We start from the raw sequence: 15,528 nt of genomic DNA, 5'->3' as shown, positions 1-15,528 counted from the left end.
CGGCGCGCCCCTAGAACTGCCACGCCGCGAAAACGTCCCGAGACCTTCCCGAGGAGAGACATGACCACGCCCAGCACCACCCCAGCGCCCGAGACCCCGCAGGAGTTCGACTACCTGGTGGTCGGCGGCGGCTCCGCCGGCGCCGTCGTCGCCGCCCGCCTGTCCGAGGACCCGTCCGTGAGCGTCGGGCTGATCGAGGCCGGACCGCACGACCGGGGCATCGACGAGGTGCTGACCCTCAGCCGGTGGATGGAGCTGCTGGAGTCCGGCTACGACTGGGACTACCCCGTCGAGGAGCAGGAGAACGGCAACTCGCACATGCGCATGGCCCGCGCCAAGGTGCTGGGCGGCTGCTCGTCGCACAACTCGTGCATCGCGTTCTGGGCCCCGGCCGAGGACCTGGACGAGTGGGAGGAGGTCCACGGCGCCGAGGGCTGGAACGCCGAGACCGCCTTCCGGCTCTACCAGAAGCTCGAGACCAACGACGACGAGGGCGCCCACCACGGCCACGACGGGCCCGTGCACCTGATGCAGATCCCGGACGACGACCCGTGCGGCGTCGCCCTGCTCGAGGCCTGCGAGCAGGCGGGGATCCCGCGCACCACCTTCAACACCGGCAAGACCGTGGTCAACGGCGCGAACTTCTTCCAGGTCAACCGCCGCGCCGACGGCACCCGGGCGTCCTCGTCCGTGTCCTACCTGCACCCGGCCGCCGACCGGGACAACCTCACGGTCCTGCACTCGACCCAGGCCAAGCGCGTGGTCGTCGAGGACGGCCGGGCGACCGGCGTCGAGGTGGTGGACAACGCCTTCGGCACGTCCCGGACCGTGCGCGCCCGCCGCGAGGTGGTCGTCTCCGCCGGCGCCATCGACACCCCCAAGCTGCTGATGCTCTCCGGGATCGGACCCGCCGAGCACCTGCGCGAGGTCGGCGTGGACGTGCTCGTGGACGCCCCCGGCGTCGGCGAGCACCTGCAGGACCACCCCGAGGGCGTGCTCCAGTGGGAGGCCCGCCGGCCCATGGTCACCGAGTCCACCCAGTGGTGGGAGGCCGGGATCTTCACCCAGGTGGACCCGGACACCGACCGGCCGGACCTGATGATGCACTACGGCTCGGTCAACTTCGACCTGCACACCTACCGGCAGGGCTACCCCACCTCGGACAACGCCTTCTGCCTCACCCCGAACGTCACCCACGCGCGCTCCCGCGGCACGGTGCGGCTGCGCTCGCGGGACTTCCGGGACAAGCCCCGGGTCGACCCCCGCTACTTCACCGACCCCGAGGGCTACGACCTGCGCATCATGACCGCCGGGATCCGCAGGGCCCGGGAGATCGTCGCCCAGTCGGCGCTGGCCGAGTGGGCCGGTGCGGAGCTGTTCCCGGGCCCGGACGTGCAGACCGACGAGGAGATCGCCGACTACGTCCGGCGCACCCACAACACCGTCTACCACCCGGCCGGGTCCTGCCGGATGGGACCGGCCGACGACCCGATGTCCCCGCTGGACCCGCAGCTGCGGGTCAAGGGGGTGGCGGGCCTGCGCGTGGCCGACGCCTCGGTGATGCCGGAGCTGACCACGGTGAACCCCAACATCACCGTCTACATGATCGGGGAGCGCGCGGCGGAGCTGATCGCCGCGGACGCCTGAGCGCCTCCCGCGCAGCACCCCCGCCGCCGGACCGGGCGCGGACGGGCCCCGGGTCGCACACCGACCCGGGGCCCGTCCGTACCGGCCGCCCGCTCAGCTCATGAGCTTGTCCACCAGGGCCTGGGCGAACTCGGGCGTGACGTCCCCGTAGTTGAGCGAGAAGTCCTCGTCCACCTTGGCGGGCAGCAGCCCGGAGCACAGGACGGCGGCGCGGGCGTAGAGCCCGGCCAGCTCCGCGCCGATGGGCACGGACAGCAGCTCCAGCTCGGGGTCGTAGGAGACGATCGGCACCCCCGCCTGCCGGGCCGCGAAGTGCTTGCCGATGCCCGAGGCCACGAACCGGGCGTGGCCGGACTCGACGTCGGCCGGGGTGCGGAACGCGTACCGGGTCCGGTGGTGGTGGTTGATCCGGTACAGCCCCGGGCGGTTCCGGTCCTCGGTGAGCTCCCACGTGGCGTCCTCGGGGACGAAGCGCTCGGCCACCCCGTTGTACTGCATCTCCGCGCGCCGCAGCTGCTCCTCGACCTCGGACAGCGGGGGCAGGGTCTCCAGCATCGCGGGCCCGGCGTCGAAGACGACGTCGCACAGCCCCACCGGCAGCGCCTCCTGCAGCGTCCCGAGGTCCACGTCCTGCAGCAGGGTGGTCCCGTGGTCCTCCGGGGAGAGCACCACCACGGACGCCTCCTGGGCCGCGGCCGCCTCCGCGACCACGGCCTCCTTCTCCGGGGTCCAGCCGCCCGTGAGCAGCACGGAGCCGTCCACGAGCTGGGTGAGGGAGGGCCCGCAGACTTGCCAGCGCCGCACGGTCCAGTGCTCGTCGCGGACCACCTCGAGGAAGCCGAGGGCCTGCAGGTGGCCCACGAACCACTCCTCGAACCGCTCGGAGTCCTCGAGCTGGCGGGCCACGATGGACAGGCTCGAGCGCTTCCCGCCGCCCAGGAACGTGAGGGCGTCCCGGAACGGCGCCCAGGACGTCGGGTACTCCCCCTCGTCCGGGCCGATGAAGCGCAGCGCCTCCACGGAGCCGGTGGAGGTGAGCGCGGAGGGCTTCGTGAGCCGGCCCGGATAGCGCTTCTGCAGCCCGCACTGGGCGCACTGCCCGAAGATCCACGGCGCCTTCGCCTTGGGCTCCATGGCCGGCAGCACGATGCGGTGCCGGCCGGTGGCCAGGCAGGAGCGCCCCTCCGGCTCGGGCAGCGCGTTGGTGCGCTCGAGCAGCAGCTGCCCCTCCGAGGAGTGCCAGCCCGGGGCGCCGGGGACCTCGTGGTCCCCGGCGGCCTCCCGTGCGGGCAGGTTGTCGAACGCGCCCTGCACGTACCGCTCGGGCAGCTCCGCCACGATGCCCGCGGTGACGGGCCACAGGGGCTCCTCCTCGACGTGCACCATCTCGCCCTCGTAGCCGAGGGAGCGCTGGGTCAGGTGGAAGGACGAGTCCCGGAGCTTGAACTCGCGGCGCTGCCGGACCGTGCGCCCCGCCTTGAGGACGAGGGTGTAGTCGTTGGGCTTGAGGGTCCGGTCCGCCCGCGCCATCGGCGTGCCGTGCAGCGAGATCTGGAACGGGGGCACGCGCCCTTCCACGAGCTTGGCCTTCTCCAGCTTGAAGGAGTGCGGGTTGCGCCACTCGCACTCCACGGTGAGGGGCGCGTCCGTGTCCGAGGTGATGGTCACCTGCGGCGGGCGCAGCGCGGACCAGCGCACCACGTCGCCGGGGATCCGCAGCCCGCCGGAGAGGGTCACCGCGGGCACGAGACGGGGCACCAGGCCGGAGAAGTTGTCGTTCGCGGTCAGCTCCGGGTTGCCCGCGCGCAGCACCTGCACGTCGTCGAACATCACCCACCCCTCGGCGAGGCCGTGGCTGCCGGCCTCCACGAAGCGGTAGTCCGGGGAGGCGGAGTCGTCGAGGATCCGCTTGATCTGGGCGATCCACTCCGGCTCGTCCCGGACCATGATCCGGCACGGCCAGGCCGCGGGGATGTGGTCCACGGAGATGAAGGTGTCCGAGAACCCGTCCTTCGCGAAGATGACGACGGGACGCGGGTGGCGCTCGAAGCGCACGTCCCCGGCGCTGAGCTGCAGGGTCCCGCCCAGCAGCGTCCCCGGGTCCATCCGCGCGGTGTAGGCGGAGACCCCCAGGAAGGCGTCCCCGATGAAGGACAGGAACACGGTGCGGGGCCCCGCCGTGGTCTCGAGCTCCACCTCCCGGCCGGAGAGGAAGCGCTTGGGCACCACGAAGCCGAGCTCGAACACGGGGTTGCCCACGTAGTCGGTGCTGTCCGTGAGGGACAGCGAGCAGGACTTCACGGCGCTGCGGCCGGGCCCCCGGCCGTTCGCGCGGACCTCGGCGCGGGCCTGCTCGCGGGACTGCTCCCAGACCGCGAGCTCCGCCAGCGCGATCTCGAGACCGGGCTCGCGGGTGAGGGGGTTCGCCCAGACCTGCTTCATGGCCTTGGACGCCTTCGTCTCGGCCATGTCGAGCCAGAAGTCGAGGTAGACCCCGAGCTCGGCGGCGGAGAGCCCCTGCGCGGTGGTCATCCCCAGGTCCTCGAACATGCGGTGCAGCTGGCGCCGCTCGGCCTCGCCGAACATCGTCTGGGACAGCGCGAGCCCGACCGGCCGCTGGTTCACCGCGTACGCCGTGGGCAGCCCGATCTCGCCGTTGCGCAGCTCGAGCCAGTAGCGCAGCGCGTCCCAGTACGCCTCGGTGTCCTTCTTGAAGGAGGACTCGAGGGCCTTCGCGTTCTCCGGGCCGGCCTGCAGGAGCACGGTCAGGGGCAGGAAGAACGTGGAGACGGACTTGTTGCCCGTGCGCGCGGCCAGGGTCGACATGTGCCGCCCGGCGAGCGCGAACAGGGCGAGCAGGGCGACGACGGGCGGCGGCGGGATCTCCGCGATGGAGTCCAGGCTGCGGCGGGTGGCGCGGTACCACTGGCCGTTGAGCCGGTTGAACACGTCGAACACCGAGCGCCGCCCGTCCTCGGTCACCAGCAGGGGCGTCACCGAGTCGGCGAGCGCCCGCAGGGTCGAGGGCCCGTCGAGGCCGCGCTCCTCGCCGATCGCGGCGAGCGTCTTGTCGTCGAGGTCGAGGTAGATCAGCTCTCCCGCCCGCTCCGGGCCGAAGAACGCCGCGCAGACCGCGTCGTTCCAGCGGAGGTAGGCGAGCTCCTCGGCACTGTCGGCAATGGCATGGTCTCCGAGGCGGAGCCCAGCAGTGTCGGGCACGAGTCCTCCGTCCGCGGCCGCACGTGGGGCCGCTGTCGTCGTTCGAGGGGTCGCCTCGATTATAGAGAGCCTGCGGGGCCGCTCCGCACGCGCGGCGCCCGGCGCCCCGGCCCGATACGGTGGGACGATGCACTCCCCTCCCGGTCCCCTCGTGGACTCCCGGCGGCTCGTCGCCGCCTCCGGGCCCGCCGTCTTCCGCCGCGGCCAGGAGTACTTCCGCACCGGACGCGTGCGCGCCGTGCGCTGGTCCCCGGGCGCCGAGGGGTCCGGCAGCCTCTCCGCCGAGGTCGAGGGCTCCGGGTCGGTGTACTCGGTCTCCGTGCGGGTCGGGGCCGGCGGCGCACCGGGACCGGCCTGGTGCAGCTGCCCGGCCGGCGGGTTCTGCAAGCACGCCGTGGCCACCGTGCTGCGCCACAACTTCGAGACCGCGGTCCGGGCCCACCAGCAGGGCGGGACCGCGGCGCCGTCGTCCCCGGCCGGCGCCGCGGCCCCCGAGGGTGCCGCCCCCCGGGCGCGCACCGCGCCCGGGCGACGCGGCGGGGCACCCGACTGGAAGGACGCCCTGACCGAGATCCTGGGCGGGCCGGACCCCGCGGAACCGCCCGCGGAGGAGCCCGAGGGGGTGGCCCTGGAGTTCGACCTGCGCCGGGAGCCGTACCGCTACGTGCACGGCACGGGGCGGGCGGGCTCGCCGTGGCACCTCTACGTCCGCCCCGTGCGCCGGGGCCGGCGGGGCGGGTGGATCAAGGGCGGGCTGGACTGGGAGAGCGTCACCGCCGACGCCGGCCGGTGGTCGCTGAGCCCCGCGCAGGTCGACTGGTTCGACGAGCTCCGGGCGCTGAGCGCCACCCGCTCCCCCTACGCGGTGCACGACCGGCACTGGATCCGGCTCGACTCCTACGCCTCCCCCCTCCTGTGGGGCATCCTCGCCCGGGCGGAGACCGCCGGGATCACCCTGGTCGGCCGGGAGCACGGGCTGCCCGTGACGGTCGAGGAGCCCGGACGCTTCCACGTGGACGTGCTGCGCGGGCCCGGGAAGGACCTCGAGCTGCGGCCCACGGTGGACAGCGGCGGCCGCCGGATCGCCCTGGGCACCGCCCGGATCATCGGGGACCCCGGGCACGGGCTGTTCGCCCCGGACGGGGACCCGCAGGACGTCGCCGACACCGAGGACCTCAACGTCTTCCCGCTGCGCCTCGTGCCCCTGGCCACCCGGCTCACCCGCGAGCAGCGGCGGTTCCTGGACACGGCAGGCGGTCTGCGGATCCCCGAGGACGAGGTCGAGGAGTTCTTCGACCGCTACTTCCCGCGCCTGCACCGCAGCATGGACGTGGACACCGGGGACGGGTCGATCGAGCTGCCGCAGGTCGCGGACCCCGAGCTGGTGCTCACCCTGGAGCACCAGGAGCTCACGATCCGCGCCCGCTGGGAGTGGGAGTACCAGAAGGGCCGCGACCGGATCCTGCTGCCCTTCCGCCCCGAGGACCCGCTCGCCGACGAGCCCGTCCACCGCGAGTCGTCCTGGGAGACGGCGGTCACCGCCGCCGTCCGGCACCGGGCGCCGGGGGTGGACTTCCGCCGCTCGAGCTACGTGGCGCAGGACGCGCTGGTGCTCGTGCGGGAGTGGCTGCCCGCCCTCGAGAAGGTCCCGGACCTGCGGATCGAGCACACCGGCGGGCGCATGGCCTACCAGCAGATCGCCGACCCGCCCACCATCACCGTCAGCACCGCCGCCACCGAGCGCCGCGACTGGTTCGACCTCGGGGTCACGGTCAAGGTGGGCGAGTTCTACATCTCCTTCGCCGACGTCTTCCGCGCCCTCGACCTCGGCCAGGACGTGATGCTGGCCCCGGACGGGTCCTGGTTCTCCCTGGACCGCCCCGAGTTCGACCGGCTGCGCGAGCTGATCGCCGAGGCCCGCTCGCTGCAGGAGAGCCCCGAGGGGCCGCTGCGCATCCACCGGCACCAGGCCGGGCTGTGGCAGGACTTCGAGGACGTCGCGACGGACACCGACCAGGCCGAGGCCTGGCGGGAGGGGGTGCGCTCCCTGCTCGAGCTCGAGACCCTCGAGGCGCCCCCCGTGCCCGCGACCCTGCACGCCGAGCTGCGGCCGTACCAGCGCGACGGCTACTCGTGGCTGAGCGTGCTGTGGGACCACGGCCTGGGCGGGATCCTCGCCGACGACATGGGTCTGGGCAAGACCGTGCAGGCCATCGCCCTGATCTGCCGCGCCGTCGAGCGCGACCCGGACCTCCCCCCGTTCCTGGTGGTCGCCCCGACCTCCGTGGTGCCCAACTGGACGGCGGAGATCCGCCGCTTCGCCCCGTCCCTGCCGGTCGTGGGCGTGACCGACACCCAGGCCAAGGCCGGCACCGATCTCGTGGACGCCGCCGCCGGCGCCCGTGTGGTGGTGACCTCCTACACCCTGCTGCGCCTGGACGAGGCCGCCTACCGGGGGATGTCCTGGGCGGGGGTGCTCCTCGACGAGGCGCAGTTCGTGAAGAACCCGCGGACCAAGGCGCACCGGGCCGCGAAGGACCTGGACGCCCCGTTCAAGCTGGCGATCACGGGCACCCCCCTCGAGAACAGCCTCGTGGAGCTGTGGGCGCTCCTGTCCCTGACGGCGCCCGGCCTGTTCCCGTCCCGGCGGAAGTTCACGGAGACCTACCAGCGCCCCATCGAGCGCGGGGAGGACGCCGCCGCCCTCGCCCGGCTGCGCCGCCGCGTCAAGCCCCTCATGCTCCGCCGCACCAAGGAGTCCGTGGACCTGGAGCTGCCCCCCAAGCTCGAGCAGACCATCGAGGTGGAGCTCTCCCCCGCGCACCGCCGCATCTACGACACGCGCCTGCAGCGCGAGCGGCAGAAGGTCCTGGGCCTGCTGCGCGACCTCGACCGCAACCGGTTCACGATCTTCCAGTCCCTGACCACCCTGCGCCTGCTCAGCCTCGACGCGTCCCTCGTGGACCCCACGGCGGACGTCTCCTCGAGCAAGCTCGACCTGCTCTTCGAGCACCTGCCCGAGATCGTGGCGGAGGGCCACCGGCCCCTGGTGTTCAGCCAGTTCACGAGCTTCCTCAAGAAGGCGGCGGCCCGCCTGGACGAGCTGCGGATCCCCTACGCCTACCTCGACGGCTCCACGACGGACCGGGCCCGGGTGCTCGAGCGGTTCACGTCCGGGCAGGTCCCCGTGTTCCTGGTGAGCCTCAAGGCCGGCGGCTTCGGGCTCAACCTCACCCAGGCGGACTACTGCTTCCTCCTGGACCCGTGGTGGAACCCCGCCACCGAGGAGCAGGCCGTGGACCGGACCCACCGGATCGGCCAGCAGAAGAAGGTCATGGTCTACCGGCTCGTGGCCCGGGACACGATCGAGGAGAAGGTCATGGAGCTCAAGGAGCGCAAGGCCAGGCTGTTCACCGCCGTGCTGGACGACGACAGGATGTTCTCCAGCGCCCTCACCGCCGAGGACATCCGGGGCCTGCTCACGCCGTGACCTGCGGGTACGTCCACCGGCCGTTGCTGGACGCGTCATCAGGGGGTCACATTCCCCCGCACGCGCGGCGACCGGGGAGCAGGCACTAGCATCTGAAGTGCGTGGTGTCGTGCGGCGGCGTGGTGTCGTACGGCGGCGCGGCCCCCTCGGCCCGGGCGCCTTCCCCGAGCCGATCCGACCATCTGACCATCCGACCGGAGGATCCTCCATGCCCCATGCCGTGGCGGGTCTCGCAGCCTTCGTGCAGCGCTATGGCTCCCTGATCCACGCGATGGCCGACCGCGGGATGACCCGCGGCCAGGTGCGGATGCGCTTCCAGCTGCTGTTCCCCGAGGAGTCGACCGCCCTGCTGGACGCGGCGATCGCCCACCTGGGCGAGCGCTTCCCGCAGGACGCCTCGGCCCCGGACCTCAACGACGGTGCGGTCGGCGCCGGCGTGTGGCTGGTCATGGCCCAGCATCTCGGCCTGGTCCCGGCCCCGGACTACGCGGCGCTGAACCTGAGCACGGCCCTGGTCCGCGACGTCACGGGGCTGCTCGCGGCGTCCGACGCCGACGGCTCGCTCACCCGGCGGACCCTGGGGCTGATCGGGGCGGCCCAGCAGCACTGCGCCGAGAAGGCCTCCTGCCGCCCGCTCAGCGCGCACAGCTACGAGATCGCACGGCTGGGCCTGTGCACGGAGTCCGACTTCCTGTGCGTGCTCGCCCACCACTGGCCCGCGCCCGAGCGCACCGTCTCCCAGCGCCTGGGCGGCGGGCGGTGGGACGTGGCGCTCGAGCGGATCGGGCTGCAGGCCGGCGCGGAGCCCGCCCTCGAGCACGTCTTCACGGAGGAGGAGTACGCGACCGCCGTGACGGCGTTCCTCTCCCACTGCCGCAGCGCCGGCCACCACCCGACCACCGCCCGCTACGGCCGGTGGGTCGTCGAGCAGGAGGCGGGCAGCACCCGCCGCCCCTACTTCGACGGCGTCCGCCGGTTCTTCGGCTCCTGGGAGGAGGCCATGCGCTTCGCCTCCGCCCGCCAGCCGGCCGGGGAGCCCGTCGGGGACGGCTTCGCCGACACGAGGACCTGGTCCGACCTGGCCACCCCGGAGGCCCAGGAGATGCTGGGCCGCGCCGGCATCGGCGTGGTCCTGCCGGACGCGGCGGCCCCGGTGGCCGGCGAGGACGTGTGGGAGGACCTGCGCCGGCTCATCGCCACGGTGCTCGCCCGGCTGCCCTGGAACGACTTCCTCGTCGTGGAGTACGAGCGCGACGACGACCGGTCGGAGGCGCCCGTCGCGTGGGCCGGGGTCGGCCCGCACGGCGTGGAGTGCGCCGTGCTCTCGGGCGGCCAGCTCGCGCACGCGGCCTGGCCCGTGGACGCCACCTTCTTCCACGAGGACGAGTGGAACGAGCCCACGGGCTGGGACCAGCCGTGGACCACGGCCCCGCTGGGCTTCCCGGAGGCGGCGCAGAAGCTCGTCGAGGGCCTGCGCTTCGGCTGGGGCTGCGCCGACCCGTACCGCTTCCACTGGGGCGTGGGCTCCTTCCCCGCGGAGACCCGCGACGAGGCCTCGGTCATCGCCCCCGAGCGCCGGCAGTGGCGCACCCCGGCGGCCCCGGACACCGTCGACTCCTGAGCCCCGCCCGCCCACTCATATGCCGGGGGCGGAGAATCATGCAGGATCGATATTTATCCCCGGGTGAGCGGCGTCCTAGGCTGGCACGGTCCGCTGTTCCGCCACCGGGTGGCGCCGTCCGGTCCTGACGCCGCCGTCCGGTCCTGCGGCCGGACGCCGTCACCCGACCCCGCCCCCAGGAGCACCCCATGAGCCGCCACGTGCCGAGCACCACCCGGCAGGACGGGCAGCCTGCCCGCGGCCTCCGGCGGGACTGGTCGGCGTCGGCGGCCCTGGCGGGCTTCGTGGCCGTCGTCGTCTCCTACTCGGGGCCCGTGCTCGTGGTCCTCGAGGCGGCGCGGGCGGGCGGGCTCAGCCCGGAGCTCACCTCCTCCTGGCTGTGGGCCGTCTCGGTCGGCTCCGGCGTCACCTGCGCCCTCATGAGCCTGTGGACGCGCCAGCCCGTCATGGTGGCGTGGTCCATCCCGGGGGCTGCGCTGCTCATCACCTCGCTCGGCAGCTACTCCTTCTCCGACGCCGTGGGCGCCTACGTGGTCACGGGCGTCCTGGGCCTGGTCCTGGGCGTGACGGGGCTGATCGGCCGGATCCTGGCCGCCGTGCCGAAGCCCATCACCGCCGCCGTCCTGGCCGGCGTGCTCTTCCCCTTCGCCATCAAGGTGGCGGCGGCCGTCGTCGAGAACCCGTGGGTGGCGGGCGCCCTCGTCCTCGGCTACCTCCTGGGCCGGCGGTTCTTCCCCCGCTACGCCGTCTTCGCCGCGCTGGGCCTGGGCGTGCTGGCGGCTCTTTTCCGAGGCCGGATCGAGCCCGTGGCCCTGGACCTGTCCCTCACCCAGCCGGTGCTGACCGTGCCCACGTTCTCGTGGGAGGCGATCGCCGGGATCAGCATCCCGCTGCTGATCGTGACCGCGGCCGGGCAGAACGCCCCGGGCCTGGCCATGATGCACACGGCGGGCTACGCCGCCCGCGACCGCCTGCTGCTCGGCGCCTCGGGCGTCGCGTCGGTCGCCTTCGCGCCCTTCGGGAGCCACGCCCTGAACCTCGCGGCCGTCACCGCGGGCATCGCGACCAGCCCCGAGTCCCACCCGGACCTCGGCCGCCGCTACGTGGCCGGCATCTCGTGCGGGGTCTTCTACGTCCTCTTCGGCCTGTTCGCGGACACCCTCGTCGCCGCGTTCGCCGCGATCCCCCCGGGGATGATCACGGCCCTCGCGGGGGTGGCCCTGCTGGGCGCCCTGCAGGGGTCCTTCTTCGACAGCATGCACCCCGGCCGGCACCAGCCGGCGGTCATCGAGGCGGCGCTCATCACCCTGGTGGTCACGGTCTCCGGCATCGCCCCCTACGGCATCGTCTCCCCGTTCTGGGGCATGCTCGCGGGCATCGGGTCGTACGCGATCCTGCGCCGCCCCGCGGCGGCCGCCACCCGCTGAGCACTCCCGCGCGGCTTCGGCGCACCGAATCCCGGGGCCGGCGCCCCGGGTCTACACTCGTCGGGAAGCGAAGGGGAGTAGTTCCCGGGTGCCGTGCACCCGTCGGTCTGTCGCCATCCCGGTCTCGACGAGGAGTCCCGGCAGCCCACCCGTGCCCGCGGGCGAACGAGACCTTCCGGACGACACCGCACCCCGGTCGGACCCCGCGCGCCCCGTGCCGCCCCGGGCCCGAGGAAGGCCGCATGACACCCGCACCCGACGCCCACGCCCCCACGCCCCGGGGAGACCCCGCCCGCCCGGCCCGGCCCGAGCGCGGACAGATCCGCCGCTGGCGCAAGTACCTCGCGGAGGAGCGCGCCGAGGCGCGGATCTACAGCCTCCTCGCCGCCCGCAGCACCGGCCGGGAGCAGGAGATCCTGCACCAGGTCGCCGAGGCCGAGCAGCGCCACGCCGAGCACTGGGTCCGGCTGCTCGGCCCCCACGCGGAGGCCGAGGCCCGGCCGTCCCTGTACTCCCGGCTGCTGATCTTCCTCGCCACGCACTTCGGCTCCGTCTTCGTCCTGGCCCTGATCCAGCGCGCCGAGAGCCGCTCCCCCTACGACCGGGAGGAGGACGCGTCCGACGCCATGGCGGCCGACGAGGCGGTGCACGAGGAGATCATCCGCGCCCTCGCCACCGAGGGCCGGCACAAGCTCTCCGGCAACTTCCGGGCAGCGGTCTTCGGCGCCAACGACGGCCTCGTGTCCAACCTCGCGCTGGTCATGGGCGTGGGCGCCACCGGCACCTCCCCCGGGATGGTGCTCTTCGCGGGCATCGCCGGCCTGCTCGCGGGAGCGCTGTCCATGGGGGCCGGGGAGTTCGTGTCCGTGCGCTCGCAGCGCGAGCTGCTCGACGCCTCCCAGCCGACCCAGGTGACGCTGCACGTGGCGCCGAACCTGGACCTGGACGCCAACGAGCTCGTGCTGATCTACCGGGCGAGGGGCATGAGCGAGGAGGCCGCCGAGCACCGTGCGGCGGAGCGGCTGGGCTTCTTCGAGTGCGACTGCGATCCCTCCCGGTCGTTCCGCGACACCGTCGAGGACGAGCCGGCGCCGCACTCCACCGTGGCCCTCGGCACCGACCTGGGGGCCGCGGCGTCGAGCTTCTGCTTCTTCGCCTCCGGCGCGATCATCCCGATCCTGCCGTACCTGGCGGGCCTCACCGGGGTCCCCGCGATGCTCGTGGCCCTCGTCCTCGTGGGGCTCGCCCTGCTGGTGACGGGCGGCCTGGTCGGGCTGCTCTCCGGGGCCTCACCCTGGAAGCGCGGGCTGCGCCAGCTGGCCATCGGCTACGGCGCCGCCCTGGCCACGTATCTCCTCGGCCTGCTCTTCAACACGAGCGTCGCCTGACCGGTCGTCACGAAGGCAAACCGAGGCTGTCCTCACTTGAGGGGACATCCCGGGCGGCCGGCGGAGCCCCCGGCTCCGCAACCGTCCGCGAAACCCCTGGTCGGAGCGGATTCCCTGCCGATTCCGCCGCCCCCGCGCCCCGCCGACGGGCCCACGTTCCGGGGGCGGCCGGCGGCTCAGGGCTCGCCCCGCGAATTCCCCGCGGAAACCGGGTGCGGACGCGGCACCGCGTCGGATAAGGTTGCGATCGTGGTGAGAACCACAGCAATGGGGGAAATTGCACGGATCGGACCGATTCGGACGCACTGGGGGGTGCACCGTCTGCGGCATCCGTGTTCTGAAAGCCGCTCAGCCCACGGCTCTCCTCTGTTGAGGCGTTCAACGCCTGCCGATGGCCGCGGGTCCTCCATGGGAGGCGCATCTCTCCCCGCGCCGGGCGGACTCCTACCGCCCGTTCCCGCGGCCATCGGTCTACACCGCACCTCCTCCGCCCCGGTCGTCCCGCTGCGCACGCCGTCCTGGCGCCCTGTCCGCTGGGGCTAGGATCGTAGGGCCGCGCCCGCCGTCGTCGAGACCGGACCGCGCGGCGCACCCGTCATCAGCGCCGAGGAGCCCGCCCATGCCCGCCCAGGGGACCGTCGAACACGTCCTGACCGTCCACTGCCCCGAGGCCCACGGGCTCGTGAGCGCCATCACGTCCAACCTGACGCAGCAGGGCTGTGACATCTTCGACGTGAAGCACTTCTCGGACCGTTTCACCGACGAGTTCTTCATCCGCTGCCACACCGTCAGCGAGGCCGGCACCGCCACCGTGGAGTCCCTGACCGAGGGCTTCGCCCCGGTCGCGGAGCAGCACGACATGCGGTTCCGGCTGGTCCCCGTGCAGCGCCGGACCCGGGTGCTCGTCATGGTGTCCCGCTTCTCGCACTGCCTCACGGACCTGCTGCACCGCACCAGGATCGGCGAGCTGCCCATCGAGATCGTGGCCGTGGTCTCCAACCACCTCGACCACAAGAGCCTCGTGGAGTGGCACGAGGTTCCCTTCCACCACATCCCCGTCACGGCAGCGACCAAGCCGCAGGCCGAGGGCCGGCTGCTCGAGCTCGTGGACCGCTACGACGTCGAGCTGGTCGTGCTGGCCCGCTACATGCAGGTGCTCTCCGACGAGCTGACGCGGGAGCTGTCGGGGAAGTGCATCAACATCCACCACTCCTTCCTGCCCTCGTTCAAGGGCGCCAAGCCCTACCACCAGGCCTACGCCCGGGGCGTGAAGATGGTGGGGGCCACCGCCCACTACGTGACGGCGGACCTCGACGAGGGCCCGATCATCGCCCAGCGCGTCATGCCCGTGGACCACGCCCACACCCCGGCGGACCTCGTGGCGGTGGGCCGCGACGCCGAGATGCAGGCGCTGTCCCGCGCCGTGAAGTGGCACGCCGAGGGCCGCGTGGTGCTCTCCGGCAACCGCACCATCGTCCTGGTCTGACCCGGCCCCCGCGCCCCGGGGCGGCCGGGCGCGCTCACGCGCGGGCGGGCCGGCGGACCGGCGGCGCCGAGCCGTCGGACGTCCCGAGAGGCTCCACCCGGACCGGGGCGCCAGTCTCGAGCGAGCGCTGCGCGGCGTCGGCCACCCGGGAGGCGGCCACGGCGTCGCGGGCCGTGCAGGGGCTGGGAATCTCCCCGCGCACCACGCGCACGAAGGCCGCCATCTCGCGGCGGTAGGCCTCGGCGAAGCGCTCGTGGAACGTGGTGTGCGGGGGCCCGGCCGGGAACCCGACCCCGGGCTCGGCCGAGCGCATCGCCATGTGCTCGTCCATCCCCACGGCCACCGAGCCCTTCGAGCCCTGCAGCTCGAGCCGCACGTCGTGGCCCGCGCCGTTGTAGCGGGTCGCGGCCACGGTGGCCACCGTGCCGTCGTCGAGGGTGAGCACGGCCAGCGCGGTGTCGACGTCGCCCACCTCGCCGATCCGGGGGTCCCCGCGGTTGGACCCGCGGGCGTACACCTCGACGACCTCGCGGCCGGTGATCCAGCGGAGGACGTCGACGTCGTGCACGGAGCAGTCCCGGAACAGCCCGCCCGAGGTCGCGAGGAACTCGACCGGCGGCGGGGTCATGTCACCGGTCATCGCGCGCACGGTGTGCAGCCAGCCCAGCTCGCCCGCGGCGTACAGCTCCCGGGCCCGGACGTAGCCGGGGTCGAAGCGGCGCTGGTGACCGACCTGGACCACGCCCTGCACTCGCTCGATCTCGTCGAGCAGGGGCAGCGCCTCCGCCACGGACAGCGCCACCGGCTTCTCGCAGAAGACCGGCAGCCCCGCGGCAAGGCCCGTCCGGATCAGCCCCGGGTGCGTGGCCGTGCCGGTCGCCACGACGAGGCCGTCCACCCCGTCCTCGAGCAGCGACTCGACCGTGGGCAGCGGCACCGCCCCCGTCCGGCCGGCCACGGCGGCCGCCTGCCCGGGCACGGCGTCCACGATGCTCAGCCGCACCGCGGGCTCGCCCTCAGGGGTGCGCAGGGCGGTCAGGTGTGCGGCGTGCATGGCGCCGATGCGGCCGGCGCCGATCAGTCCGATCCGGACGGTCATGTCAAGGGGTCCTTCCGCAGGGGTGATGGTGTGGGACCGGCCCCGCGCCCCCCCGGGGGGCGGGGGGGGGGGGGGGGGGGGCGGGGCGGGGGGGGGGGGGGGGGGGGGGGGGGGGGGGGGCGCCCCGCCCCGCGGCCAGTGGTGGGGGGTG

The 15,528-nt window shown here is 73.7% G+C and carries 8 protein-coding genes; 6 read left to right on the top strand and 2 right to left on the bottom strand.

Annotation, left to right across the window (positions count from 1 at the left end; translation table 11 throughout):
* Positions 1–60 precede the first annotated feature (60 nt).
* Positions 61–1,647 (top strand): GMC family oxidoreductase, encoded by a 1,587-nt coding sequence (locus tag ACP7CD_RS12920; protein ID WP_095650858.1) that lies wholly within the window; start codon positions 61–63, stop codon positions 1,645–1,647.
* 93 nt (positions 1,648–1,740) lie between these two features.
* Here ACP7CD_RS12920 and ACP7CD_RS12915 read toward each other — a convergent pair whose 3' ends face one another.
* The gene (locus ACP7CD_RS12915; RefSeq protein ID WP_035926970.1) at positions 1,741–4,866 is read right to left on the bottom strand and encodes a hypothetical protein; all 3,126 of its coding nucleotides are present in this window, start codon (positions 4,864–4,866) and stop codon (positions 1,741–1,743) included.
* A 127-nt stretch (positions 4,867–4,993) separates the two neighbouring features.
* Here ACP7CD_RS12915 and ACP7CD_RS12910 point away from each other — a divergent pair, with 127 nt between their 5' ends.
* The 5 genes from ACP7CD_RS12910 (at position 4,994) to purU (ending at position 14,278) form a co-directional block, all read left to right on the top strand.
* On the top strand, positions 4,994–8,356 hold the full coding sequence (locus tag ACP7CD_RS12910) for an SNF2-related protein (protein WP_426120347.1): 3,363 nt from the start codon (positions 4,994–4,996) through the stop codon (positions 8,354–8,356).
* Positions 8,357–8,564: 208 nt separating this feature from the next.
* Complete coding sequence (locus ACP7CD_RS12905; RefSeq protein WP_147284771.1) at positions 8,565–9,977, top strand: TY-Chap domain-containing protein; 1,413 nt, start codon at positions 8,565–8,567, stop codon at positions 9,975–9,977.
* Positions 9,978–10,165: 188 nt separating this feature from the next.
* Positions 10,166–11,404 carry a benzoate/H(+) symporter BenE family transporter gene (locus ACP7CD_RS12900; protein ID WP_284562631.1) on the top strand — a complete coding sequence of 413 codons (1,239 nt, stop codon included), beginning with the start codon at positions 10,166–10,168 and terminating at the stop codon, positions 11,402–11,404.
* A 242-nt stretch (positions 11,405–11,646) separates the two neighbouring features.
* Positions 11,647–12,792 (top strand): VIT1/CCC1 transporter family protein, encoded by a 1,146-nt coding sequence (locus tag ACP7CD_RS12895; protein WP_035926957.1) that lies wholly within the window; start codon positions 11,647–11,649, stop codon positions 12,790–12,792.
* Positions 12,793–13,411: 619 nt separating this feature from the next.
* Positions 13,412–14,278 (top strand): formyltetrahydrofolate deformylase, encoded by an 867-nt coding sequence (purU, locus tag ACP7CD_RS12890; RefSeq protein ID WP_368796546.1) that lies wholly within the window; start codon positions 13,412–13,414, stop codon positions 14,276–14,278.
* Positions 14,279–14,312: 34 nt separating this feature from the next.
* Here purU and ACP7CD_RS12885 read toward each other — a convergent pair whose 3' ends face one another.
* On the bottom strand, positions 14,313–15,377 hold the full coding sequence (locus tag ACP7CD_RS12885; protein ID WP_284562632.1) for a Gfo/Idh/MocA family oxidoreductase: 1,065 nt from the start codon (positions 15,375–15,377) through the stop codon (positions 14,313–14,315).
* Positions 15,378–15,528: the final 151 nt, after the last annotated feature.

It is taken from the genome of Kocuria sp. LHG3120 (assembly GCF_049897445.1).
GTDB classification, from domain to species: Bacteria; Actinomycetota; Actinomycetes; order Actinomycetales; family Micrococcaceae; genus Kocuria; species Kocuria rosea.
Note: the sequence above shows the minus strand (reverse complement) of the source record. Positions and strands in the feature narration are given on the sequence as shown.

Coding starts and splice junctions, on each gene's coding strand:
- ACP7CD_RS12920 (WP_095650858.1), top strand. CDS start 61: ATGACCACGCCCAGCACCACCCCAGCGCCCGAGACCCCGCAGGAGTTC.
- ACP7CD_RS12910 (WP_426120347.1), top strand. CDS start 4,994: ATGCACTCCCCTCCCGGTCCCCTCGTGGACTCCCGGCGGCTCGTCGCC.
- ACP7CD_RS12905 (WP_147284771.1), top strand. CDS start 8,565: ATGCCCCATGCCGTGGCGGGTCTCGCAGCCTTCGTGCAGCGCTATGGC.
- ACP7CD_RS12900 (WP_284562631.1), top strand. CDS start 10,166: ATGAGCCGCCACGTGCCGAGCACCACCCGGCAGGACGGGCAGCCTGCC.
- ACP7CD_RS12895 (WP_035926957.1), top strand. CDS start 11,647: ATGACACCCGCACCCGACGCCCACGCCCCCACGCCCCGGGGAGACCCC.
- purU (WP_368796546.1), top strand. CDS start 13,412: ATGCCCGCCCAGGGGACCGTCGAACACGTCCTGACCGTCCACTGCCCC.
- ACP7CD_RS12885 (WP_284562632.1), bottom strand. CDS start 15,377: ATGACCGTCCGGATCGGACTGATCGGCGCCGGCCGCATCGGCGCCATG.